Annotated in this window: 20 protein-coding genes; 2 read left to right on the top strand and 18 right to left on the bottom strand. The window is 36.1% G+C overall.

Annotated elements, in window-relative coordinates; genetic code table 11:
* Positions 1–11: 11 nt before the first annotated feature.
* The 18 genes from KO502_RS01485 to murJ all read right to left on the bottom strand — a co-directional run bounded on the left by KO502_RS01485 (position 12) and on the right by murJ (position 21,279).
* Positions 12–866, bottom strand: coding sequence for a type II secretion system protein GspK (locus KO502_RS01485; protein ID WP_216020780.1), 855 nt, complete (start codon positions 864–866; stop codon positions 12–14).
* A 65-nt stretch (positions 867–931) separates the two neighbouring features.
* A complete protein-coding gene (locus tag KO502_RS01480) occupies positions 932–1,690 on the bottom strand; it encodes a prepilin-type N-terminal cleavage/methylation domain-containing protein (protein WP_216020779.1) in 759 nt (252 codons plus the stop codon).
* Positions 1,638–2,093: a prepilin-type N-terminal cleavage/methylation domain-containing protein gene (locus KO502_RS01475; protein WP_216020778.1), complete on the bottom strand. Its 456-nt coding sequence runs from the start codon at positions 2,091–2,093 to the stop codon at positions 1,638–1,640. The genes KO502_RS01480 and KO502_RS01475 overlap by 53 nt, the downstream gene beginning before the upstream one ends.
* Complete coding sequence (locus tag KO502_RS01470; protein WP_216020777.1) at positions 2,093–2,632, bottom strand: prepilin-type N-terminal cleavage/methylation domain-containing protein; 540 nt, start codon at positions 2,630–2,632, stop codon at positions 2,093–2,095. The genes KO502_RS01475 and KO502_RS01470 overlap by 1 nt, the downstream gene beginning before the upstream one ends.
* A 12-nt stretch (positions 2,633–2,644) precedes the next feature.
* Complete coding sequence (locus tag KO502_RS01465) at positions 2,645–3,844, bottom strand: type II secretion system F family protein (protein ID WP_216020776.1); 1,200 nt, start codon at positions 3,842–3,844, stop codon at positions 2,645–2,647.
* Positions 3,841–5,568, bottom strand: a complete 1,728-nt coding sequence (locus tag KO502_RS01460; RefSeq protein ID WP_216020775.1) for a GspE/PulE family protein — start codon at positions 5,566–5,568, stop codon at positions 3,841–3,843. Before KO502_RS01460 ends, KO502_RS01465 begins: the two co-directional genes overlap by 4 nt.
* The gene (gspG, locus tag KO502_RS01455) at positions 5,543–5,980 is read right to left on the bottom strand and encodes a type II secretion system major pseudopilin GspG (protein ID WP_216020774.1); all 438 of its coding nucleotides are present in this window, start codon (positions 5,978–5,980) and stop codon (positions 5,543–5,545) included. The genes KO502_RS01460 and gspG overlap by 26 nt, the downstream gene beginning before the upstream one ends.
* A gap of 263 nt (positions 5,981–6,243) precedes the next feature.
* Entirely contained in the window at positions 6,244–7,071 is an 828-nt protein-coding gene (locus KO502_RS01450; protein WP_216020773.1) for a thioredoxin domain-containing protein, read from the bottom strand.
* A gap of 140 nt (positions 7,072–7,211) precedes the next feature.
* Entirely contained in the window at positions 7,212–8,945 is a 1,734-nt protein-coding gene (locus tag KO502_RS01445) for a hypothetical protein (RefSeq protein ID WP_216020772.1), read from the bottom strand.
* A 585-nt stretch (positions 8,946–9,530) separates the two neighbouring features.
* Positions 9,531–11,186 carry a long-chain-fatty-acid--CoA ligase FadD gene (fadD, locus tag KO502_RS01440; RefSeq protein ID WP_216020771.1) on the bottom strand — a complete coding sequence of 552 codons (1,656 nt, stop codon included), beginning with the start codon at positions 11,184–11,186 and terminating at the stop codon, positions 9,531–9,533.
* A gap of 140 nt (positions 11,187–11,326) precedes the next feature.
* Positions 11,327–12,298: an alpha/beta fold hydrolase gene (locus KO502_RS01435; protein ID WP_216020770.1), complete on the bottom strand. Its 972-nt coding sequence runs from the start codon at positions 12,296–12,298 to the stop codon at positions 11,327–11,329.
* A gap of 60 nt (positions 12,299–12,358) precedes the next feature.
* Entirely contained in the window at positions 12,359–13,027 is a 669-nt protein-coding gene (locus KO502_RS01430; RefSeq protein ID WP_216020769.1) for a M50 family metallopeptidase, read from the bottom strand.
* Positions 13,028–13,057: 30 nt separating this feature from the next.
* Positions 13,058–13,780 carry a tRNA (adenosine(37)-N6)-threonylcarbamoyltransferase complex dimerization subunit type 1 TsaB gene (gene tsaB, locus KO502_RS01425; protein WP_216020768.1) on the bottom strand — a complete coding sequence of 241 codons (723 nt, stop codon included), beginning with the start codon at positions 13,778–13,780 and terminating at the stop codon, positions 13,058–13,060.
* 495 nt (positions 13,781–14,275) lie between these two features.
* Complete coding sequence (gene fkpB, locus KO502_RS01420; RefSeq protein WP_216020767.1) at positions 14,276–14,713, bottom strand: FKBP-type peptidyl-prolyl cis-trans isomerase; 438 nt, start codon at positions 14,711–14,713, stop codon at positions 14,276–14,278.
* A 2-nt stretch (positions 14,714–14,715) separates the two neighbouring features.
* A complete protein-coding gene (lspA, locus tag KO502_RS01415; protein ID WP_216020766.1) occupies positions 14,716–15,258 on the bottom strand; it encodes a signal peptidase II in 543 nt (180 codons plus the stop codon).
* A 127-nt stretch (positions 15,259–15,385) separates the two neighbouring features.
* On the bottom strand, positions 15,386–18,247 hold the full coding sequence (ileS, locus tag KO502_RS01410) for an isoleucine--tRNA ligase (protein WP_216020765.1): 2,862 nt from the start codon (positions 18,245–18,247) through the stop codon (positions 15,386–15,388).
* 166 nt (positions 18,248–18,413) lie between these two features.
* Entirely contained in the window at positions 18,414–19,334 is a 921-nt protein-coding gene (ribF, locus tag KO502_RS01405) for a bifunctional riboflavin kinase/FAD synthetase (RefSeq protein WP_216020764.1), read from the bottom strand.
* Between the two features lie 319 nt (positions 19,335–19,653).
* The gene (gene murJ, locus KO502_RS01400; RefSeq protein WP_216020763.1) at positions 19,654–21,279 is read right to left on the bottom strand and encodes a murein biosynthesis integral membrane protein MurJ; all 1,626 of its coding nucleotides are present in this window, start codon (positions 21,277–21,279) and stop codon (positions 19,654–19,656) included.
* Between the two features lie 333 nt (positions 21,280–21,612).
* Here murJ and rpsT point away from each other — a divergent pair, with 333 nt between their 5' ends.
* Together rpsT and KO502_RS01390 are read left to right on the top strand one after the other, a co-directional pair.
* Complete coding sequence (rpsT, locus tag KO502_RS01395; RefSeq protein ID WP_101342964.1) at positions 21,613–21,873, top strand: 30S ribosomal protein S20; 261 nt, start codon at positions 21,613–21,615, stop codon at positions 21,871–21,873.
* Positions 21,874–22,095: 222 nt separating this feature from the next.
* A complete protein-coding gene (locus KO502_RS01390) occupies positions 22,096–24,018 on the top strand; it encodes a PKD domain-containing protein (protein ID WP_216020762.1) in 1,923 nt (640 codons plus the stop codon).
* Positions 24,019–24,174 lie beyond the last annotated feature (156 nt).

Here is a 24,174-nt window from a genome sequence, read left to right as displayed (position 1 = left end):
GTTAATATTTTTTAACGACTTATAACAAAAGGTCTGAGTTCGCCAAAGCGCCTAACCAAATGCAGCATCTTACTCGATTTTGCTTGTCCATAGCTAGTACTAATTTTGATTACCCAGTTACCGGTAGGATATTGATTCGGCAAAAGTGCATCATCACTTTTTCGCGATTCATCTCGAGTTTTTTGTATTAACTTAGCGTCAAACTCTGTATTAAAAACAGGCAACAAGTCATCAGGCGCATAACCAAGTGTAGTGGCTCCGGCACCAAACAAAGTCACATTATTGTCATTAATTAGCCTATTAATATATTTGCTTTCTATGTTGGCAAATAAGGCAATCTCATTTACTGACTGTAACGGTTGATTTAAAGGGTAACCAAAAACATTGTAAGAAAAAGATTCTGCGCCATTTATTCGTGTAAAGCCATCATTATCTTGCCAATCTTGCATTACATCAATAAATTGATGTATTTGACTATCAGGCCAAGCTAAATGCTCCAAATAGCGTATAAATAAAGTTTTATCAAATGGTAGAAGAGGAATCAAGCCGCCCATATCTTGAAGTCTAAATTCAGAATTTTGGAAAACAAAAGGTACACCTTGTAAATTTATATTTTTTGGTAAAGTATTAAAAACAGTAAAGTCTGTATTGTCACCAAAAATGGCATACGGAGTTGTTTGGGTAACAAAAATCAACTCACTCATATCACTAATCAGTAACCGTTCAGCCTGCATAAAGTCTTTAGCAATGGTAATTCGTTCTATATGTTGTTTGGTTTTTACAATCATCAGGGTAGCCATGCTCCCTAATATAGCGGCAATAAAAAGAACGATAATAAGTGCAGCACCACGTGTTCTATTACCCATAATAAATACTACCTATCACTTATAAACACCCATATAAAAATAACTTACTATTAAATAAATAAAAATTAAAACTCATTACTACTTGAACCATTGACATTAAACTGAACAGGATCAGCATCTGTAATTTGAAACCATAATTGTGTTGGTTGATACGGTTTTGTATTATTAATTTCATTGTTATAACGAATAACAACACGTATATACTGAGGTAATAATCCCTGTAGCTCTCCTCGCCATAATTTCAACCAGCCTTTTCTACTCGTACCCGTATTTCCTATGGTTCCACTAAGGTTATAAAGCGCATCCCGTGATGACCAGCCAAAATAATCAAAAGCAACGTCAGTAACATTAGCCGCTAACACTTTTGGCTGATCACATTTGGCCGTTATATCAGCAGTAGGAAAAGTTAACTTATTACTGTATTCACAATAAACAAGATTACTTATATTGTTGTCATTATTAAGTATTGACAACGTTATGCGCACTGGTTGATTTACAAAGTTTATGCCGTCAAGAGTAATACCTGTAAACCCTTCTTCATTACCCCTGAAAAAAGGTTTTGCATCCTTTAAACTAATAGCATTTTCACGTAAATAATAATGATGTAACCCTTTAATGGCATTCCTCAGCTGTATTGAATTCATAGTTTCTTGCATAACTTGCTCACTATTAACAGATCTTGAACTCATCGACATAAAAAACTTAAAAGCCGATGAGGCTATTAATAATACCGCAGCAAATATAGTTGAAGCGATAAGCGCTTCTAATAAACTAAAACCCTGTTGATGCTTGAATGTCTTCAGTGGTGAATAAAGTAATTTCAAAGGATTTTTCCGGATATTTGTTAAGGTGGTAGGTTATTTGATAAAGTGTAATGTGGCCTCGCTCTGAAAATGCACTTTCCGCAAGACCATCGGGATCAAATTGAGAGATCACAGGTGCGCGATCTTTCAACTTTGCTTGCCACACCAGTTGATACTCATTGATATTATAAGTACCTGATACTATTTTTTGACCTAATGAATAAGAAAGGTAATCAAAAAACGATTGCTGATTCAGTAATAATGCATAATCAGCAAGGTTTTGCCGTTGGTAATGATTTAAGACTCTATGTATACCTGAGATTGTACCTATTGCTGCAAAGAGAATAACAGAAGCAATAAGAACTTCAATTAAGGTCATTCCGGTGGATTTATGCTTCATCTTAACTGAAAATTTACTATTCATTATAAATCAACTTCATTACTTTCAATTAAGCTATCAACATTTTCAGTATTGCTATTATTTGTTTCAATATTGCCCACTTCACTAGCGTTTACTTTTCCAAGTAAAGAGCGAGACATATCAATTAATACAAACTCTTGTAATTTATTTTCAGGACTTTTTGTTATTTTAACTGCTTCATTACCTTGCCATTGACCATTGATGATAACAATATCTGTATCTGCAAACGTAAAAAAACTACTTTCTATCGTTTTCAATGTTTTATTTGATGGTACAACAGCATTATCATTTTGAGAAAAAGTCACTTTATTTTCACTAAATTTTATAGCTATTTTACTCGATGAAAAAAAACTTCGCTCGATACTCAGAGCCGCTATTGCTTTAATTTTTTCAAGTTCAGTTTTAGCTTGGCTACGTTTAACAATAGCAAACATATCAGGGGCAACTAGGCTAGAGGTAATACCTAAAATCACCATAACCACTAACAACTCAATTAATGTAAAACCGATATTTTTTTGATAAGCTTTTAAGTTATGAGCCATTAGTTAAGCCTTTTATAATGAAATATCATTAACAGAGACAATACTTAATAACATAACGACAACGACACCACCAACAATCCCCCCCATAATGAGAATTAATAGTGGCTCTAATAAAGACGTTAATTTAATCATCCATGACTCAAAATTAGTTTTAGATCTACGTGTAACTTCAGCAAAAGAGCTATCAAGAGTACCACTTTGTTCACCAACCTTAATAAGTGATAAAGAAATTCTATCTAAAAAATAACTAGAAGAAAGGCTTTCAGCCAATGGTGAGCCTGCATCTACCTTAATTTTTGCTAATTCTAATTGTTGTTTATTAACAGCCGAATTAAGTGTTTTTATACTTAATGCTAATGACTCAGATAAATTCAAACCACTTTGCAGAGTTAACGTCATCGCAGAAGAAAAACGAATTTGCTCAGCTTTGTCGATCATCCCCCCCAATAAAGGCATAACAGAAATCCACTGTATTAAGGTTTGCCGAGTTGATTCTTGTCTCCATAGCGTAATAAGGGTCAATACAAACCCAGCCATTAAAATAAATATTAATAAATTATTTTGACTAACAAAGCGACTACTCTCTAACAACCATTGAGTATAACCAGGCAACTCCGTAGCAGAAGTAAAAATACTCTCCATATTAGGAATAACAAAGTTAAAAATGGCGAAAACAGCACAAAGACAAACCATAAAAATAATTAACGGATAAGTTAATGCCTGAATTGTTTTACTTTTCAAATCGCGTTGAAAAGCCAAGTTGTCAGCCAAACTGCGAAAAACAGCAGGCAGTGTTCCTGTATTTTCAGCGATATTGGTCATTTCAAGATAAAGCACATCAAACAACTCAGGATATTTTTGTAATGATTTATATAAAGGAGTACCAGCTTGGACATCAATAAATACTTCATGCCAAACTTTACCTAAAGCTTCAGAAGGTGCAGTATCAATTAACACCTCTAGGGCATCATTTATTCTCAAACCATTTTCTAATAACGTTGCTAACTGATTAGTAGATTGCTCAACATCTGACGCACTTGCATTTTTTTTATTACTAAAAAAACTCTTTTCTGCATCAAGCTCAACCGAGACAACAATTAAGGATTGTTTTTTTAGTTCACTACGTGCGGCTGATTCATCAACCGCAAATAAATAGTCACTTACCTTATCACCAGAATGAGTAAGCGCTTTATACTTATATTTTTGACTCATCCTGCTACCCGCAATACTTCTTCTAACGTAGTTTGACCTTTAATTGCTTTTAAATAACCGTCTTGTTTTAAACTTCGCAAATTATTGCTTTGCATATACTCAGCGGCATCTTTAAAGAAGTTTTCTCCTTTAGGCATTTGCTTTATTTCATTATCGCAAGGTAAATATTCTAATAAAGCAACACGACCTTGAAAGCCCGTATGTCCGCATTTATCACAACCCACCACATTTTTAAGTTCAATATCATCAACATTAAATTTTTCTGCTAAGGTAGACAAATCATATTGTTGTGTTAATGCGGCTATTTCTTCAGGTGACTTTAATTGTGCACAGCTACAAAGCTTACGTACTAAACGTTGTGCTAAAATGGAAACGAGTGCCGCATTAAGTAAATATTCCTGCACACCTAAATCAAGTAATCGAGTATAAGCAGTCGCTGCATCGTTAGTATGTACAGTACTAAAAACTAAGTGTCCTGTTAATGCTGACTGTAAAGCAATTCTTGCTGTTTCATTATCACGTATTTCCCCAACCATAATTACATCAGGATCTTGTCTAACAATACTACGTAAACCTTTAGCAAAATCAAAACCAATATCATTATTTATCTGTACTTGGTTAATGCCTTCTAACTGATATTCTATCGGATCTTCTAAAGTAATTATTTTTACTTCAGGACGATTAAGTTGATTAAGGTAGGAATATAAACTTGTGGTTTTACCAGAGCCTGTAGGCCCCGTCATTAAAATAACACCCGCCGTTTTTTTTAAATCTGCTTGTATACGTTCAGCTAAATCACTTTCATAACCTAAAGTAGCTAAATCATATTGCACTGAACTTTTGATTAAAAAGCGCATTACCATACTTTCCCCCTCACCAAGCGGTAAAGAAGAACAACGTATATCTAATTCAATATTATTGGCTCTGGTTTCAATCTTGCCATCTTGAGGGCGACGTTTTTCGGCAATATCCATACCTGAAAGGATTTTAATTCGAGAAATAACCGCAAGCTGTAAATTTTGTGGAATAGCATCAGCTTCATGTAAAATACCGTCAACGCGATAACGAGCACGATAACGGCTTGCTACGGGTTCAATATGTAAATCTGAAGCCCCTAGCTTTACTCCTTCACTAATTAAATGATTAACGAAAGAAACAGTAGGTGCGCCTTGAGCAAGCTCTTTTAGTCGCTCTATTTCGCCCTCACCAACATATTGTTGGCCAACTTGATTATGCTTAGCTGTTTGCCAGTTTATTTCATACTGCTCTTTTAATAAATCGAGTTGTTTACTTGTACAAAATAAATAATCAATTTCAAACGGTAATAGACGTAAATAGTCAACTAATGACCAATGCTCTAAGGTAGAAATAGCCAAAGATAAAGTATTTGCTTCAAGCGCTACAGGAACAGCACCGGCAGACAACAAAAATTCACTATTTATTTTTGGTAATAATAACGCTACCTTTTCGCTATCTAATACTTCTGCTTTTGATGATAAGACTGTAGCGTTATATAATTTGGCATATAAATAAGGCAGTTGGTTTTCTTCTAACGCTCCAATAGACAGTAAGGTACGTTCTAAACTTGTTCCTAAATTTTGTTGTAGTTTAGTTGCTTCTGCTATTTTGTTGTTATCAATACCTAATACCGTGGTTAGGTATTCAATTTTACTCACGTTGTTACCGTTATTAGCATTGTTAATAGCTGATATCACTGGCTTCATCAGTACCGCCTTCTTTGCCGTCACTACCATAACTTATTAAATCATATTCACCATTGTCACCAGGAAACTTATAGATATAACTATTACCCCATGGGTCATTAGGAATATCTTTGGGTAAATAAGGGCCTTGCCAATTAGCTTTATCTGACGATCTTAATTCATCAAGCGTTGCCGGATAGTTACCTAAATCAAGGCGATACATATCTAACGATGTTGAAAACAATTCCATTTGCGTTTTAGCCGTGCCTTGTTTAGACGAGCCTATTTTACCAAACATCTTAGGAGCAACCAGCGAGGCTAGTAACCCTAAAATAACCATAACAATAAGTAACTCAACCAAAGTAAAGCCACTTTTATTTTTTCTTGTTAAACCACAAGCTAAAATAGGTTTTACTTTATTTTCTGACAACATAAAAACTCCAACAATACCAACTACTTAATTCTTATACCAGTTTCATTAATTAAGTTTTCTATTTTAGACGGAGATAAAATCATTAAATACAAGGCATTTATTTACATAACTAGTTGTTCTAATTATTAAATAAATAACGCTGTAGTTAGTGCTTTTAGCCCTTATAAATGATCACTTAGTTTGTAAAATTGGTATTATTTGATAAATACTTATAAATGAGCAGATATTCATACTTATATCTGCTCAACTATATCAAGTTAATTTTAACTTTCAGTTTCTGCTAACTCTGTATATTCGTCAATGGCTTTAGCAAAATTTTCCATTGGCTGCGAGCCAGTTATAATTTTCCAGTCAACAAGTTTACCATCTTTTTCTAACCCAATAACAAACGACGGTGTACTTTTGATACCAATTAATCTTGCTATTTTCATATCATTATTAATTTGTTCAGCTGTTTTTGCAGAGCCAACACATTGGTTAAACTTATCATTGTCTAGCTTCATAGCTGTGGTAAATTCTGTGATATTATTTTTAGTGAAATTTTTACCACGAGCAAACAACCATGCTTTTGCTTCTTTGTAAGCTCCTTCTTCACGAGCACACTCTAGTGAAAATGCAGCTACAGCGGCATTTGGGTGTAACTGCTGTATAGGGTAATTCTTACCAACAAAACGTAATTTACCTGTTTCAATATACGCTTTTGTTAACTCAGGTAAGCGCTCATCATGAAACCTTTTACAAAATGGGCAATGTAGATCAGTAAATTCAACCATTACCACTTTGGCATTAGCGTCACCTACACTCGCACTCGTACTAATATCAATAGTAGGTTGTTGATTAGGGTTTGTTGAGCTCGAAGGGCTACTAGCTTTAGTTATCCCTAATTTATCAGCAATAGCTTGTTGGTTACGATTAAGTACCGAAATCTGTTTAGTAAGGTGTTCAATATGAGATTTTAATACCTCTATTTTTTGTGCTTCAGTCATGGAAGCAGTGTCTTGTTCAACATTATCTTTTTCAGTACCACAAGAACTAACCAAAAGCGTTAACAACATTGACGTTGCTATCGTAATTAAAGGGAGTAATCGCATAATATTCCTTAATGATTTTTAATATATGAAAAAATAAAAATTATAATAAAAAAAAACCTCCAAAAGGAGGCTTTTATTCAATCTCTATCAGTTATTTTAATAACTTATCTATAAAGGTAAGTTATTAAACAACTTGATAATTACTCAGACCAATCGTTTTGATCAAGAACTGGTAATACACGGTCAACGCCGCCAGGAACTGTTTGCACAGATACACCGTGAACTTTGTTCTTAGGTGCAGTAACAGTAAATGTCATAGTATGACGACTACCAGTACCTGCATAACCTGCAGATTTTGCAGCAGCTAATAAGTCACTAGTTCTTAATACGTTAGAAGCTTTAGGAGCAATTTGACCTAAGTTAACATTTTTCTCTTCATTTGATGACTCATCGAAGATATCCATGAAAATAGTTGCTTCTGTAGTATGTTCACTTGTAATACGAACAAAACCAGAGCTAGCGTCAGTTAAAGCGTAAGGAACTTTTAATACAGCACCGTTAACGCCAACTTCGAATGGAGTAGGTGTTTCACAACCGTTCTTATCTAAATAAGCAGAGTTGTTAAAGTCCATGCTCCAAGTAGTCTTAACTTCGTAGTTAAACTCCATTACTTCATCATCAGAGTTCATTAAACGAGCAGCAACAAATACATTTGTGTCAGCATCACTTGGGAACAATTCAGCAGCATCGATGTCATAAGACATTGACGTTTCAGTTAATGGAATTAAGTCAGTACCTAAATCTTCAATATCAACTAATTGAACATCAGTGTCAGCAGCAATAGTAATGTGGTCAGCTTGTGCAGCATCTAAAACAGTACCATTACCAAGGTTATCAAACGCACCATCACCGATGTTAGCTAATAAAGATAATGTAACGCCATCACCAGTAGGAGCTGTAGTATATGTAGACAAGATAACTTCGTCATCTGCATGTACAGCTACAGCTTGATCAAGAGAGTCATGGTTGTTTACAAATCTAGTTTCCCAGAATGCTGATGTATCAATAGAACCATCTGTAGAGATTACTTGACCAACCCAATCGCCAGAACCATTTTGCTCTACAACAAATTCTTGACGGAAAGAAGGATCTTCAGCATCAACTAAAATTTCGTTTGTTGCTTGTGGGCTTACAACAATTTCAAACTGCTCGCTAATGTCAACAATAGCTGTTGCACCAGTGTTTGAACTTTTACCACCGGCAATAATAGTACCCGCATCAGTAAATGCGCTGATAGCTTTAATAGTCACTTCAGGGTCGATATTACAAGTTTCATCGTTTTCAATATGAATCGCAATAGATTCAATTAAAGTACCGTCTTCAGCTACGCCTTCAGGGTTAGTTTGAGATAACATCAAACGAGTACCAGCACCGATAGTTACACCAGCTTTAGTTAAAAACTCAACTTTAGAAGTGTCGTTAAATGAACCATCAGAAGAGGCTACTGTTTGGTATTCACCTGTAGCTAAATCTTTGCTTACTAAATAAATTTGGTTAGCGTTAGCTGTACCGAAATCAGCACCAGAAAGTTCCATAGTAATACGTGAAGCTGGTGGAATATCTGTAGTAGGGATATATACAATAACGCTACGTGGAAGAGCGCCTGTAGTTTCTAAATCTACATCTACGTCGCCTGTTAATTCCCATGCGATTGAAGTATTTACAACTGATGCTAATGATGTAGCACCTGCTACTGTACGAGTTGTAGTACAAGCTGCAGGTGTATATAGTATATCATGAGCTTCAACTACGCCCGCAGCATCATTTGTTGTTTTGTATACTTCAAAACAAGCTTCAGTACCAGCAAAAGCAGAAGTTGATGCAAAAACACCAGCTACCGCTAAAGGTAACGCTGCTAAATTAAATTTTTTCATTTCTAGTTTACTCCATTTTATGTTTATCATATTACCAATGCTGAAATATGACTTATCAAACGCGTTTTATTAAATTAAAACTATTATACATTGTACTTATTTTATTAACTCTGTTGAGGTTTTTTGAAATAAGTCGCGGTAATTAGCCTGCCCCAGTTATCTTATTTTAACAAAACGTCAAAAAAGAAATAATTGGCATGCCTTTTCCATTTATTAATAAATTGCTAAACCTAAAATACTTAAGGGCATTTAAATTAACACAACGAACTATAAAAAGTGAATTTATAAATTCTTCCGTCTCTATAGTTACAACAGCAACAAATGTAATGGTAACTCAATGTGTTGTCAACTATTTAATATATATATTCCATTTAATCTATAAATATAAGTAACAACTAAAAAAACGAGCAAAAAAAGCACAAAACCCTTGTTTACTATCATGTTATTTTATTATTAACAATCATAAAATCAAGAGTAAATAAATAATAAATTAATCATAATACTACTTGAAGTAAAAAAAATAGCACTATCGTACAGTTAACGACTATTTTAAAAGTCTTTTATTTTGAAAGACAATATCACAAATTACCGCAATTCTCTTCGTAAAATCTTACCTACATTAGTTTTAGGTAACTCTTTACGAAACTCTACAAGTTTAGGTACTTTATAACTTGTTAAGTATTTACGACAATGCTTAATCAAAGTCTCTTCATCTAAATCATCTGTTTTACTGACCACAAAAACTTTAACTATTTCGCCACTGCCCTCGCTTTGAATACCAATTGCCGCTGATTCTAGTACGTCATCGTGCATGGCTAATACTTCTTCAATTTCATTTGGGTAAACATTAAAGCCGGATACAATAATCATATCTTTTTTACGATCAACAATGGTAAAAAAGCCCCTATCGTCCATTTTTGCTATATCGCCAGTAGCGAACCAACCATCTTTTAATACTTCAGCGGTAGCGGCTTCACTGTTATAATAGCCTAACATTACCTGCGGGCCTTTAACCCACATTTCACCAGACTCGCCTATTGGTGCTTCGCTACCGTCATCAAGCATAATTTTAACATCAGTAGATGAAGCAGGAAGTCCGATACTACCATCGTAATCAGTGAGTGTGTATGGGCTGATAGTTACTAAGGGTGCACATTCTGTTAATCCGTAACCTTCTAATAAACGTGTATCCGTAACTTTTTTCCAACGTTCAGCCACAGGCCGCTGTACAGCCATACCACCGCCTAAAGACATTTTTAATGTACTAAAATCAATATCACTAAAACCTGGAGTATTTAATAACCCATTGAATAACGTATTAACTCCGGTAATTGCAGTAAAGCGATGTTTAGACAATTCTTTAACAAAAGCGGGCATGTCTCTAGGGTTAGTAATTAATAAGTTGGTACCACCTAAAGTAATAAAAGTTAAGCAGTTGGCTGTTAATGCAAATATATGATAAAGCGGTAAAGCTGTTACCACTATTTCTTCGCCTTCTTTTAACATGGGGTTGATAGCGGCTTTAGCCTGTAATAAGTTGGCCACCATATTTCGATGCGTTAACATCGCACCTTTAGAAGGACCTGTTGTACCACCGGTATATTGTAAAAAGGCAAGGTCGTTGCCAGTTAGTGTAACTGGCTCAAATGTTAATTCACTTCCACGTTTTAACACGGTATTAAATAGCACAGCTTGAGGAAGATGATAAGCCGGTACCATTTTTTTAACGTACTTAACAACACAGTTAACTATAGTACCTTTAAGCATACCTAGGCGATCACCAAGTGAAGTCACAATAATATGTTTAACATCCGTGTTTGCAACAATTTTCTCAAGTGTATTCGCAAAATTTTCGATAATAACTATCGCTTTGGTATCAGAATCTTTTAACTGATGCTCTAGCTCTCGTGAGGTATATAAGGGATTTACATTTACAACGGTTAAACCAGCTAAAAGTGCACCAAATAAAGCAATTGGGTACTGCAAACAGTTAGGTACCATAATGGCCAGTTTATCGCCTTTTTGTAAACCTAAGTCTTGTTGTAAATACGCAGCAAAAGCCGTTGCTTGAACTGCAAACTCAGTGTAAGTAATAGATGCTCCCATATTAATAAAAGCGGTTTTATCACTAAACTTTGTCGTATATTTGTGAAACATAGCCACAATAGATGGGTACTTATCTGCATCTATTTCGAATGGCACATCACTAGGATAACTTTTATCTAACCAGATTTTTTCCACGGTGGCTTCCTCATAGGTGATTATGTTGCTATTTATGATGTAGATTTACTTTATATTTTAGCAACACTTATTATATAAACGCTTTTGTTATTATTATTGTAAGAAACTGTTTTATCAAATTTTTATCATTAAAGCATAATTTACACATGGCGGCTAATGCGATTAACGAAACTATTAAGCATAGTCGCTAATGCTTTCGCTTGCTCCATGTGAACATGGTGACCGCCCGCTAACTTAATAGTGGTTACTTTTTTTTGCGTAGTTGAGAAATTATCTAAACCTTGTGCCACCATCTTCATGCCATGATCACCATATATTAATTGTATAGGGCATTTAATATCACTAAATAACTGTTGGCCTTGCGCTAAACTTAATCGATAAGGCGAGATTGTCCGCAAACGCGGATCTGAACGCCAACGGTATAAACTTTTAATTCCATTTTCTTCAACTAACACTAATGATCTTTGTACAATTAACCTTGCATATTTGGCTGGTAAGTCTGAAACCTGCATTCTCGCTTTTATAGCTATTGCCTCGGTAAACTGTCGAGTAGGTTTAACACGTTTATTTACTGGTGATTGATAACGACTCAATAATCCTTCGCGCAACTGCTTAGTTGTTTGCTCTACAGGTGCACAAACAAAACCAAACGAGTCTATTAGTGTTAATGATTTAACCTTTTCAGGAAACGCTGCGGCAAACGCACTTGCGATCATAGCGCCCATAGAATGAGCAACAATATCTATTGCCTGCCAATTATTCAGTGTAAACAAAGCAAGTAAGTCACTTACATAATCGACAAAGTGATAATGCGCGCCATTAGAACGATGAGATGAGTGACCATGACCTGGCCACTCTAAAGCAATAATACGCCTGTTAGTTAGTAGATTATTTTTAGGGATGGTTTCGTGCATACTTGCTTGTGTAACTTCATGCATTAATGGCAAAAAGCTAGCCGCATTATCGAGGTAACCATGTAAACATAATATAGGTTGATGATTTTCACTTCCGCAAGCAAGGGCAGTAAGTTTGATGTCATCAAGTTGATAGCTTATTTCTTCAATCTGAGTATTGTTTAGTTGTTCCGAATTAACGTCTGTATTACTAACCATAAATCAAACCTTAGATTAGGGCGTGTTGAACTTTCAGGAGTCAATTTTATTCAATGTAACTTATTTATTAGATTTAATTAACGAATAAAGTGCAGCAAGGGCTATCACACACCAGATTATCACCCATATAAATTCAGGGATAAAAGTCATTGATGCTAATGCAGCACCATCACCTAAGGCGCGCCCATCGAATAAATAGATTGGACTAAATAAGCTATTTAATAAAATACTTAAACCGAAAAATTTTAACAATAATTGCAAGTAATGTAAGCGGCGTACTTTTATAGTGAAAATAAAAATTATCACTAAACACACAATAATGATGATAGTTAAAAGATCCCTTGCCCACAATATAATTGAAGCAACCAACAGCGCAATCATTAAGGCTGAGATTATTTGTGCCGTTCGTTGATGACTTTTAGCTAATTTAAACAGCAACCAACCCCACAATGTAGCGCCAGCATAACCAAAAAAGGTAATAAAAAAACCAATACCACCTCTTGTTGTACAAAGCCCTGAGCCATTAGAGAATAATTGAATACTGATAATTTCACCGCCAGTAAGTAAAGCAGCAATACCATGGCTAATTTCATGAAAATAAGTTTCTAACCAATTAAGCGGAATAGAAACAATAGGGATTTGTCTAATGACAACAGCGGCAATGAGGAGGAAATATAGCTGATATTTTTGCCAAAAACTGGCACTGGTGATTTGTGAATTATTGGCCATTATTGTTCCGTTAAATAACTGAGTAAATGATTATTCTTTACCTGGAAGCTTTTTCCATGAAACAGTATCACGTACATAAACTGGCTGAGCATTTTCTGCTGATACGCCCTGCCCTTGTGTTAACTTTCCTTTACCAATAACTAACATAGCCTCAGCACTAGGAAATAATATTTCAGGACTTGCTTGATTGGTTTTTAATGATAGTAATTTTTCACCTAACTCAGTTGGGTATGCATCCCAACCAGTACCCACCGCATAAAACGTATCGTTAATCACACGAGGTAATTGCTTAGCTAAATGCTCAGCAAATTGCTCTGGTGGCGTTACCGCTTCGGCGAGTTGTGCTTGCATAATATTATGTTCATCAAGCTCAAAATAACCATTGTAAACTTCAGCCATACGCGCATCTATTGTCGCGATAACTTTAGTTTCACCCTGTTTGATAAAAGCCGCCTGTGCCATAGCTTGCAAGCTAGATACACCTACAACAGGTAAGTTAGCCGAAAAAGCTAAACCTTGTGCAACACCAACACCAATGCGAACGCCAGTAAAACTACCTGGCCCTTGACCAAAAATAAGGCCATCAAGATCAGCTAACTTTATTCCTGCTTCTTTTAATAAACCATCAATCATAGGCAACAATTGTAAACTATGCGATTGCGGGCAAAGTTCGAAATGAGAATACATTTTCCCATTCACTTCTAATGCAACAGAACAAGCTTCGGTGGAAGCATCAAGTGCTAAATAATTCACAATACTAATTTCCTATAGAATGATTCGAGTAAAAATAAACTATCGATATACTTACTGTGGTTTACTCTAACGTTTACCTTTAAGAGCATGGATCCCCGACAAGACACTTCGGGGATGACGACGCGACTTTAGAGCTGTTAGTTTATAAAGTAGCTTTTGCAAAGCATTTAATTAACAACCGATTAGAACCTGGATCCCCGACAAGACATCTCGGGGATGACGACGCGAATTTAGGGTCTTTAATTTATAAAAACAGCTTCAAACCAAACAACATTTGTTCGAAATAAATTTTGTTTTTCAAGGCGCTTGAAGCGACGCATACTTTACTATAAGAATAAAAAGTTATGCGAGCGCCAAGCAACGCCGAAAAACGACATTTAGGCGAACAAACATTTATTCGAATTAAATGCTCGTTCTCGAGGCGCTAAGTATGAAGCATAGTTTTTTCTATGTGAATACTTTGCAACAAAGAAAAAGAGTATTTAAGCGGATAAATTATAGTATTTCGACTAGGTCGATGACGAAGGTTACAGTCTGTCCTGCTAGAGGGTGGTTAAAATCAATAGTCACCGATGTACCATTCACTTCTTTGATCATACCCGGCAATTCACCGCCTGGTTGTGAGAAAGTAATGATATTGCCTACTTCAGCCGGTACTTCTGCGGTAAATTTATCTGCATCCATGTAATGAATGTTATCCGGGTTTGGCTCACCAAAAGCGTCTTTAGCTTCTAAAGTAAATTCTCTTGAATCACCTTGTTTCATACCTAATAATTCAGCTTCAAATGCCGGTGAAATGCTGTTATCACCCATGATTATTTTAGCAGGTTTATTATTTACTTTAGTGCTGTCTGCCGCCGAGCCATCACTTAGTTTCATTGTTACATGAACAAGAATACTAGAGTCACTTTGAATTTGAGTTGAGCCGGTCATTGTTAGCTTTCCGCCTTATTTGAGTTATTTGTTTTATTTTCTTTACTAGACTCTTTATTAGTGAAGGATTCAAAGATCATTAATGCAGCACCAACAAAAATAGCCGAGTCAGCAACATTAAAAGCTGCAAAATGTTTATCGCCCCAATAAAAGTCGAGAAAATCTATTACGTAGCCAAACATTGCTCGATCAATTAAATTACCAAGCGCACCACTTAAAATAAATGCAAATGATATACATAATAAACTTTGTTGTTTCGGGGTTTTTGCCATCCACACAATAAAGACAATACTTGCGATGCTAGCAATAGCGGTAAAAAACCAACGCTGCCAACCACCTTGATCAGCTAAAAAGCTAAATGCTGCACCTGGATTATGAACATACGTTAGATTGAAAAAAGGGAATACGGCTAAAGTTTCGCGGTAGTCAAAGGTATTAGCGACCCATTGTTTTGTTACTTGATCGATGATTAAAAAGAGTATGGTTAACCATAACCAACTTAAACCAGTATCTTTAAATAATTTTTTCACTGAAGGTAATCTCATCTAGCGGAATTAGGTAGGTAATTACTTATCATTTTGTACTGATTAGCTTAACCTAAGTCATTAAGCTAGTCAGTCAAGTAAACCAAACATTCTGTAAGTGAATGTTTGGTTTTACTAACAAAGTAAATTAGGCGAACTGTCTTACTTCACCGTCGCCATCAACATTGGTAATACAACGACCACATAATTCAGGGTGCGCTTCGCTTTCGCCAATGTCAGTGGTTACATGCCAACAACGGTCACATTTAGCACCTTCTGCAGGGGCAACAGATAACCACAAACCGTCAATATCAGTTGCCTGTGCGTTTTCAGGTGCAGCGGTAACTGTTTCAATAGTGGCTTTTGAAGTAATTAATACAAAGCGTAGTTCTTCACCTAATTTAGCTAACTTAGTAGCTAAATCTTGCGTTGCGTATAAAGTCACTTGTGCTTCTAATGCTTTACCCACTGTTTTTTCTTTACGGGCTTGCTCTAAGGCACGGTTAACTTCACCACGAACATTCAGTAATTCTGACCAATATGCATTATTAAGCTCATTCTCTGAGCTGCTATTAGCAAGGTGTTTTGCTAAACCATCGAACCAAACACCGGTAAATACAAAATCATCACGCTCACCACTTACAGGCAATGGTAATGCTTCCCAAACCTCTTGTGCAGTAAATGACAGTATTGGCGCCATCCATGCGGTCATTGATTCAACAATTAAATACATTGCAGTTTGACATGAACGGCGTGCGTTTGAATCACTCTTCGCTGTGTACTGTCTGTCTTTGATGATATCAAGATAGAAGCCACCTAGCTCATTAGTACAGAAATTCATAAGCTTATGTACAACTACATGTAACTCATATTTATCGTACGCGGCTATAATCTCTTCTTGTAATTGTGCAGCTTTTTCAACAGCCCAACGATCAAGTGCTACCATGTCATCAAACGCAACTGAATGATTAGCTGGTTCAAAGCCATTTAAGTTAGACAATAAGAAACGTGAAGTATTACGAATACGACGGTAAGCATCAGCTTGACGTTTAAATATTTCATCGCCAGCTGTGATTTCTTGCGTGTAGTTAACAGATGCAACCCACAAACGTAAAATATCGGCACCTAAAGTTTTGGTAATTTCGCCTGGAGTGATCACATTGCCTATTGATTTAGACATTTTGTGACCTTTAGCATCAACTACAAAACCGTGAGTAAGTACTTCTTTGTATGGCGCTTCACCGGTCATAGCCACTGAAGAGATCATTGACGACATAAACCAACCACGATGTTGGTCTGAGCCCTCAAGGTATAAGTCAGCAATACCATCAAATTCTGCACGCTCATTAATTACTGAGAAATGCGTAGTACCTGAGTCAAACCATACATCAAGAGTGTCTGGCACTTTAACAAAGTTTTCAGCATCATCGCCGATAAGCTCTTGCGCCTCTAGGTCGAACCACGCTTGAATACCTTCTTTCTCAACACGTTGTGCTATTTCTTCAATCAGTTCAAGGCTACGTTCATGTAACGCGCCAGTATCTTTATGAATGAACAATGCCATTGGCACGCCCCACGTACGTTGACGTGAAATACACCAGTCAGGGCGACCTTCAACCATTGATTGAATGCGGCTTTGACCCCAATCAGGGATCCATTGTGTTTGTTCAATTTCTTTTAATGACGCATCGCGTAAACCTTTTTGATCCATAGAAATGAACCATTGCGGCGTAGCGCGGAAAATAATTGGCGTTTTGTGTCTCCAACAATGCGGGTAAGAATGCTCAATCGCATGATGATGTATCAAGGCATTGTTTTCTTTTAATAATTCAACAACGCTCGCATTAGCTTTAAACACATGTTGTCCAGCAAGTAATGGCGTATCATCTAAATAAACACCATTGGCGCCAACAGGGTTAGCTACCTCGAGGTTGTATTCTTTACCAACCACGAAATCTTCTACACCATGACCAGGAGCAGTGTGCACAGAGCCAGTACCTGAATCAGTTGTTACATGCTCACCTAAAATCACCGGTACAGAGAAGTCATAAAACGGATGTTGAACTTGTAGCGACTCTAAATCAGCACCTTTACAGAAGCCTAACGCATGGTATTTAGTGATACCAAAACGATCCATACAAGAAGTCACGAGATCTGATGCGATAACCAAACGTTGCTTACCTTCTTCACCCGCAGATAATGTTTCACATTGTACTAGTGTGTATTCAACATCAGCATGAAGTGCTACTGCACGGTTAGCAGGTAAAGTCCAAGGTGTTGTAGTCCAGATAACAAAAGCAATTTCGCCTTCACCTTCATGACCATCAGGATGAGAGAATTTATTGCTGATAGACTGATCTAAGGCTGTAAATTTAACATCAATAGCAGGAGACTGTTTGTCTTGATATTCAACTTCAGCTTCGGCCAAAGCCGAGCCACAGTCTGTACACCAATGCACAGGTTTGAAGCCTTGATGAATATGACCATTTTCAACAATTTTACCTAACGAACGAATGATATTCGCTTCGGTATCGAAGTTCATCGTTAAGTATGGGTTTTCCCAGTCAGCTGAAACACCTAAACGTTTGAAGTCTTCACGTTGACCGTTCACTTGTTTAGCCGCGTACTCACGACATTTTTCACGAAAAACAGCCGCACTAACCTTATGACCGGGTTTACCGACTTTTTTCTCAACCATTAATTCGATAGGTAAACCATGACAATCCCAACCCGGTACGAAAGGCGAGTTAAAATCTGATAGGGTTTTTGATTTAACAATAATGTCTTTTAAAATTTTATTAACAGCATGACCTAAGTGAATATTACCGTTAGCGTAAGGAGGGCCATCATGAAGAATAAATGACTTTTTGCCTTTTTTAGCTTCACGAATTTTGCCGTAAAGATCTTTAGCCGCCCAATCTTTGAGCATATTAGGTTCACGATTAGCCATATTACCTTTCATCGCGAAAGAAGTGGCTGGTAAATTCAGGGTCTGTTTGTAATCACTCATTTAAATCATTATCCGTTTATGTTGGCTGACAAATGTAATAAGTAGTTATAAAGATCAACCAGATTTATAACTGTTAATTTATGTGAATTTAATTCTTTGTTTCTAATCATTACAATTGCTAACGTGCTATTAAAGCAACAATTTACTGCAATTGTTTAAGTAACGGCTAAGCCAGTACTCGTTTTGCTTGTTCGCTGTCTTGATGTATTTGCGCAGTTAGCGCTTCAAGGCTTTCAAATTTCATCACTGAGCGCAATTTCTGTTTTATTGTCACTTCAATGTTTTGTCCGTATATATTGTTATCAAAATCAAATATATGTACTTCTAGTTGCTGTCTAATACCGGCAACCGTTGGTCTTGCACCTATATTGGCAACACCTTTAAACTCACCTTGTAGTGTTTTTACCATAACGGCAAAAACCCCGTTAAGTGGTGAAACAGTTCTTTTTAGCAAAACATTAGCGGTAGGAAAGCCTAATTGCCTACCACGTTTGTCGCCATGAAATACTCGACCAATAATCGCGTATTCTCTACCTAACATTTGTTTAACAGTGTCTAAATCATCATCTTCTAGTGCTTGCCGTATAGCTGTTGAGCTAATACGTGCATCAAGTACTTTAAAACTTTTTGTATCGGTTACCGCAAAGCCGTGTTTTTCTCCAGCTCTGCAAAGCATGGAAAAGTCACCGCTACGATTTTTTCCAAAATGGAAATCATCACCGACAATAAGATGTTTAACACCTAACTTTTTAACCAGTAAATTATCAATAAAATACTCGGCACTTTGGTTAGCAAACTTAGCATTGAAGTTGACGCAAATAAGGCGTTGTACGCCCAGTTTTGCTAATAAATTATATTTATCACGTAATCTACATAATCGTGCGGGAGCCGTATTTGGGGCAAAAAACTCTTGCGGTTGTGGTTCAAAAACCAACACCGCCGCCACACAATTTAAGGCTTTAGCTCTTTCTACCAGTGTTGTTATTATTTGCTGATGCCCTAAATGCACACCATCAAAATTACCAATAGTTAATACACAACCATGATCTGCTGATTGAATGTTATGTAACCCGCGAACTAACTGCATTAGCTATTATTCTGCCTTCATTATCACACTGCATGGAAAAATTAACATATTAAAATCAATAGGAAAAACACCGAAAAAAACGAGTTTTCAGCCATTGAACACTGTAAAATTCCACTAATAAAACGGCTAAATAAGCCTCTGACGAATGTCAATTTTGACACTCGCATAAAATAAACCGACGAATTATATACCAGCACGTACGAATAATCAGTAGTTAGCGCATTTTTTTTATGCTTATTTAAACTGTTTTATTTCAATACGTATATTGACGAAGTAATAGCTAAATATTAATTAATGATTGGTCGCCACTCGATTCTAATTATGACTCTATGTCTAACTGCTTCTGCGGGCTTTTTATTAACACTTTAAAATCACCAAGACGTACGCCCAATAGAATAATCATCACTAAATAACTGCCAATACCCGCCACAATACATAAGGTAAGCTGTTGTACCTGTTCGAAAAAATTCATTGCCAACCAAACATCAAAATCACTCGATAATTGATCAACTACTAAAGCCATCACGCCAGCGCTAATTATCAACTTAGCCATAAAAATAATAGTAGGGGCTGATAATTGATAAACCCCTTGCGCTTTTAAGCCACGATACAACAAACAGGCATTTAAGGTTGCCGACATAGTTGTGGCAATGGCTAAACCTACATAACCAAAAAATGGTGCCAACATTAAATTGAAAACCATATTAGCAAGCATAGCAATAATTCCTATTTTTACGGGGGTTTTGGTATCTTGACGGGCGTAATAGCCAGGCGCTAATATTTTGATAAACATAAAACTTAATAGGCCAGAAAGATAGGCGAATAATGCCATAGAGACTTGCAGTACATCTTGCTGGCTAAATTCTCCGCGCATAAAAAGCACCATAATTATTGGCTGCGCTAAAACCATTAAGCCGGCAAGTGCCGGCCAACCAAACAAGCTAACCACTTTAAGGCCCCAATCAAGCGTTGCACTAAATTCTGCAGGATTATTTTTACTGTGTAATTTCGCCAAACTCGGCAGGACAACGGTGGCAATACCAATACCAAATAACCCTAACGGAAATTCAAGTAATCGGTCTGCATAATACAGCCAACTGATTGAACCGGTAATTAAAAAACTAGCAATTAAAGTATCAAGTAATAAATTAATTTGAGTAACCGACACACCAAATAACGCAGGGATTATTAATTTACGAATTTTACTTACGCCAGCACTATGCCAAGCCCATTTGGGTTTTACCAACATGCCTGATTTGTACAAAAAAGGCACTTGAAAGATAAATTGAATTAAACCACCTAAAAACACACCCCATGCTAATGCATGTGCAGGGCTTTGCGTATAAGGAGCACCATAAATAGCCATACTAATAATGGCAACATTAAGTAAAACTGGCGTAAAAGCAGAGACAGCAAAACGCCCCATGGTATTGAGTATTGCACCCGAGAGCGCAGTAAAACTAATAAACCATAAATACGGAAATGTAATAGTTAGTAGGTTGTGCGCTAAAGTAAATTTTTCACCGCCAGGAGCCTCTTCAAACCAATCGATAAACCAACCGAAACCGAACAGCATTACAAATAGTGGCGAGGCGAGCATGCCAAATAAGGTAACCGCGGTAACAATAACACCTAATGTTCCTGAAACTTGTGCAATTAATAAACGTGTTTCATCAAAGGTGTTTTGAGTTTGCGCTTGCTCGGCATGTAATTCATCTTTTACCTGATATTCACTTAATACTGGTACAAATGCTTGAGCAAAAGCTCCTTCAGCAAACAGACGACGTAAAAAATTAGGGATTTTATTGGCGAATAAAAAAACATCAGCCATCACCCCAGAGCCCATCACATTAGCAATAACGATATCGCGTATTAATCCTAAAACCCGCGACACTAAAGTCATTACACTGACAATGAGTCCCGATTTAATTAATTTTTTACTCAAGAAATAATCCTATAGCTTACTAAGTTATAAACTGTTTTATGGGTGATTTTAATATGTAGTAAACAAACAAAAATAAATAATGCGTATTATGTGATGATTTTACCTATTTAAACAATGTATACTTACGCTGTTCACAACGTGTTTGTTTTTATCGACTATTTTTTAGTCGTAAACATCGACCATATTCTTTTTAATTGCTTTTATAAGCCCTCTAGCGATATTTTTATCCTTTTGCGTAAATTAAACAATTAAAACATTTGACAACCAGCTAAAAAACAGGCATATTTCGTCGCCTTAAATTTAAGCTTATAATCAATCTTTTAGGAGATCACCTTGGCTAACTCAAAGCAAGCTAAGAAGCGCGCAGGACAATCTGAAAAGCGCCGTCAACATAACGCAAGTCGTCGCTCAATGATGCGTACTTTACTTAAAAAAGTACTATCAGCTATTGAAGCTGGTGACAAAGAAGTTGCAGCAAAAGAATTCGCTGCTGCTACACCTGTTTTAGACCGTTACGCAAGTAAAGGTCTTATTCATAAAAACAAAGCTGCTCGTTCTAAGAGCCGTTTAAACGCAGCAATCAAAGCACTTTAATTTTTGCTTTCGCTGTAGTTATTATGAATAACGCTTTGTATTATTAATTTATTTGATAATACAAAATATTTAAAAACCGACTTATGTCGGTTTTTTTATGTCTTTTATATTCATAAACTCATTATTCTTGTAATTATATACACCAATTCTTCCTATATAATCTATTCTTTTTATATACTAGTATTAATTTATTATTATTCAATAAAATGTATGGAGAAGAATATGTTAAAAATATTGCAAGGATTAGTATTAATATCTGTTTTATCTGGTTGTGGGGGGTCTAGCTCCGATGAGTCAAATGAAGAACAAACTCCTCAAAATAAAGCACCTATTGCTAATGCCGGTATAGATCAAAACGCAACGACTGGTGACGTTATATCACTTGATGGCAGTGACAGCTCAGATGCCGATACAGATACTCTCACTTATCAATGGTCACTGGTAAATATACCTTCTGGCAGTACAGCCACATTAATAAATTCTACCGATATAACCCCCAGCTTTACAGTAGATATAGATGGTTCTTACACTGCACAATTAATAGTTAATGATGGTACCGAAGATAGTACCGCTGACACTGTTAATATTATTTCCTTAACTAAAAGTACTGGAGTTTTCCTCGATAGTGCTGTTATTAATATTGGTTATCGTACAGAAACACTTGAAGGAGTAACAAACTCTTTAGGTGAATATAATTACTTGCCAGGAGAGACAGTTACTTTTTTTATTGGAGATCTTGAATTTCCAGCTGTTACCGCAAAAGGTACAGTAACGCCTTTAGACTTAGCAGAAACAGATAAAACTAATGATACAACCGTTGTGAATATTATTAGATTACTGCAAACGTTAGATCAAGATAGTGACCCAGCTAATGGGTTAACGATAACAGATACTGCCATTTCAGTCGCAACACCTGTTGACTTTTCACTCTCTGAATCAGAGTTTGAAGCTTTACCTGCTATTACTTCATTAATAGCGAACGCTGGTCAAGATGATAGTACGATAAACACGCTTATTAGCACCGATGACGCTATTGCCCACTTTCAAGAAACACTTTATTCAAATTCAGACATTTCTGAGACAACATTAAATATTACGTTAAAAGATGATGAATCAACCTCTTCAGAAAACCTAACAAGAGGAGATAAATATTTCAATACTGAGATTGCTGGTAAAAGCTACCATATAGCAGGTAATTATATTGCCTCTAATGCTTTATTTTTAGAGCATACTGTTATTTTTAATACTGCTGGTGTTGGTACTATTAAATTTAATGATAGTGATTTTAATCCTATCACATGGAGTATTAACGCTAATGGTGAAGTAGTTTATGTAGAATCAGATAGTTATGGAGATCAATGGACATGGACTATTACACGTTTAGATAACAACGAAAATACAAATTTAGATCACCTAATTCAAGTAATCACACCTGATGAACAAAATGATAGTGCTGATTTTGCCGTTTTAGGCGCAGCTTCTATTTTATCAAATGAAGAAGCTCATGCGTTTACGCAAGAAGAGCTTAATGACATAACTCTTTACATAGCTGAATACGAAGATGGGGCTTGGTACTACGATACTTTTGATTTAACGAGTATAAGTTTTACCATCTTAGATGATGGTGTTATTTTTCTCGACAACGACGGTGATTATATAAGACGTTTAGCTTTTAATAATGATATCGGATATATGAATGTATGTATTGAAGGATCTCATCAAGGAGCACTTGATTGTACATTGGAAACCGATGATGAAAGAGCATTTACTAGTCTTTCTGCTGTAACTGAATTTATAGAGGCTCAAAGTGATGGTATTACAGAGCCGAATAAGACAGAGCTTGCCTTTACAGAAGAAGAACTTAATGGTGTAACTCTTTACGTCGCTGAATACGAAGATGGGGAATGGTACTACGATACCTTTGACTTGACGAGTATAGGTTTTACTGTTCTAGAAAGTGGCGTGCTTTCTCTAGATAACGATGGTGACCACATAAGACGCTTGGCTTTTAATAATGAGTTAGGTTATATGAATGTATGCGTAGAAGAAACTCACCAAGAAGCTCTTGATTGTACATTAGACACCGATGACGAAATAGCATTTACTAGCCTGCCTGATGTGACTGAATTTATCGATAATCAATAATCTAAAACAATTGATACATAAAAAGCTTAGTGATTTTAATCACTAAGCTTTTTTTATTCATGCTTTAAATTAATCAGTGTAATACCAATTTGATTAAATTTCTTCCCAACTCAGAGCTATGCTCGATGTGCAATAACAAGGCGAATTTGTTTAGGT

This window comes from Colwellia sp. E2M01 (assembly GCF_018860585.1).
GTDB lineage: Bacteria > Pseudomonadota > Gammaproteobacteria > Enterobacterales > Alteromonadaceae > Colwellia.
The sequence above is the reverse complement of the archived record's forward strand: the minus strand, read 5'-3'. Positions and strand labels throughout refer to the sequence as shown.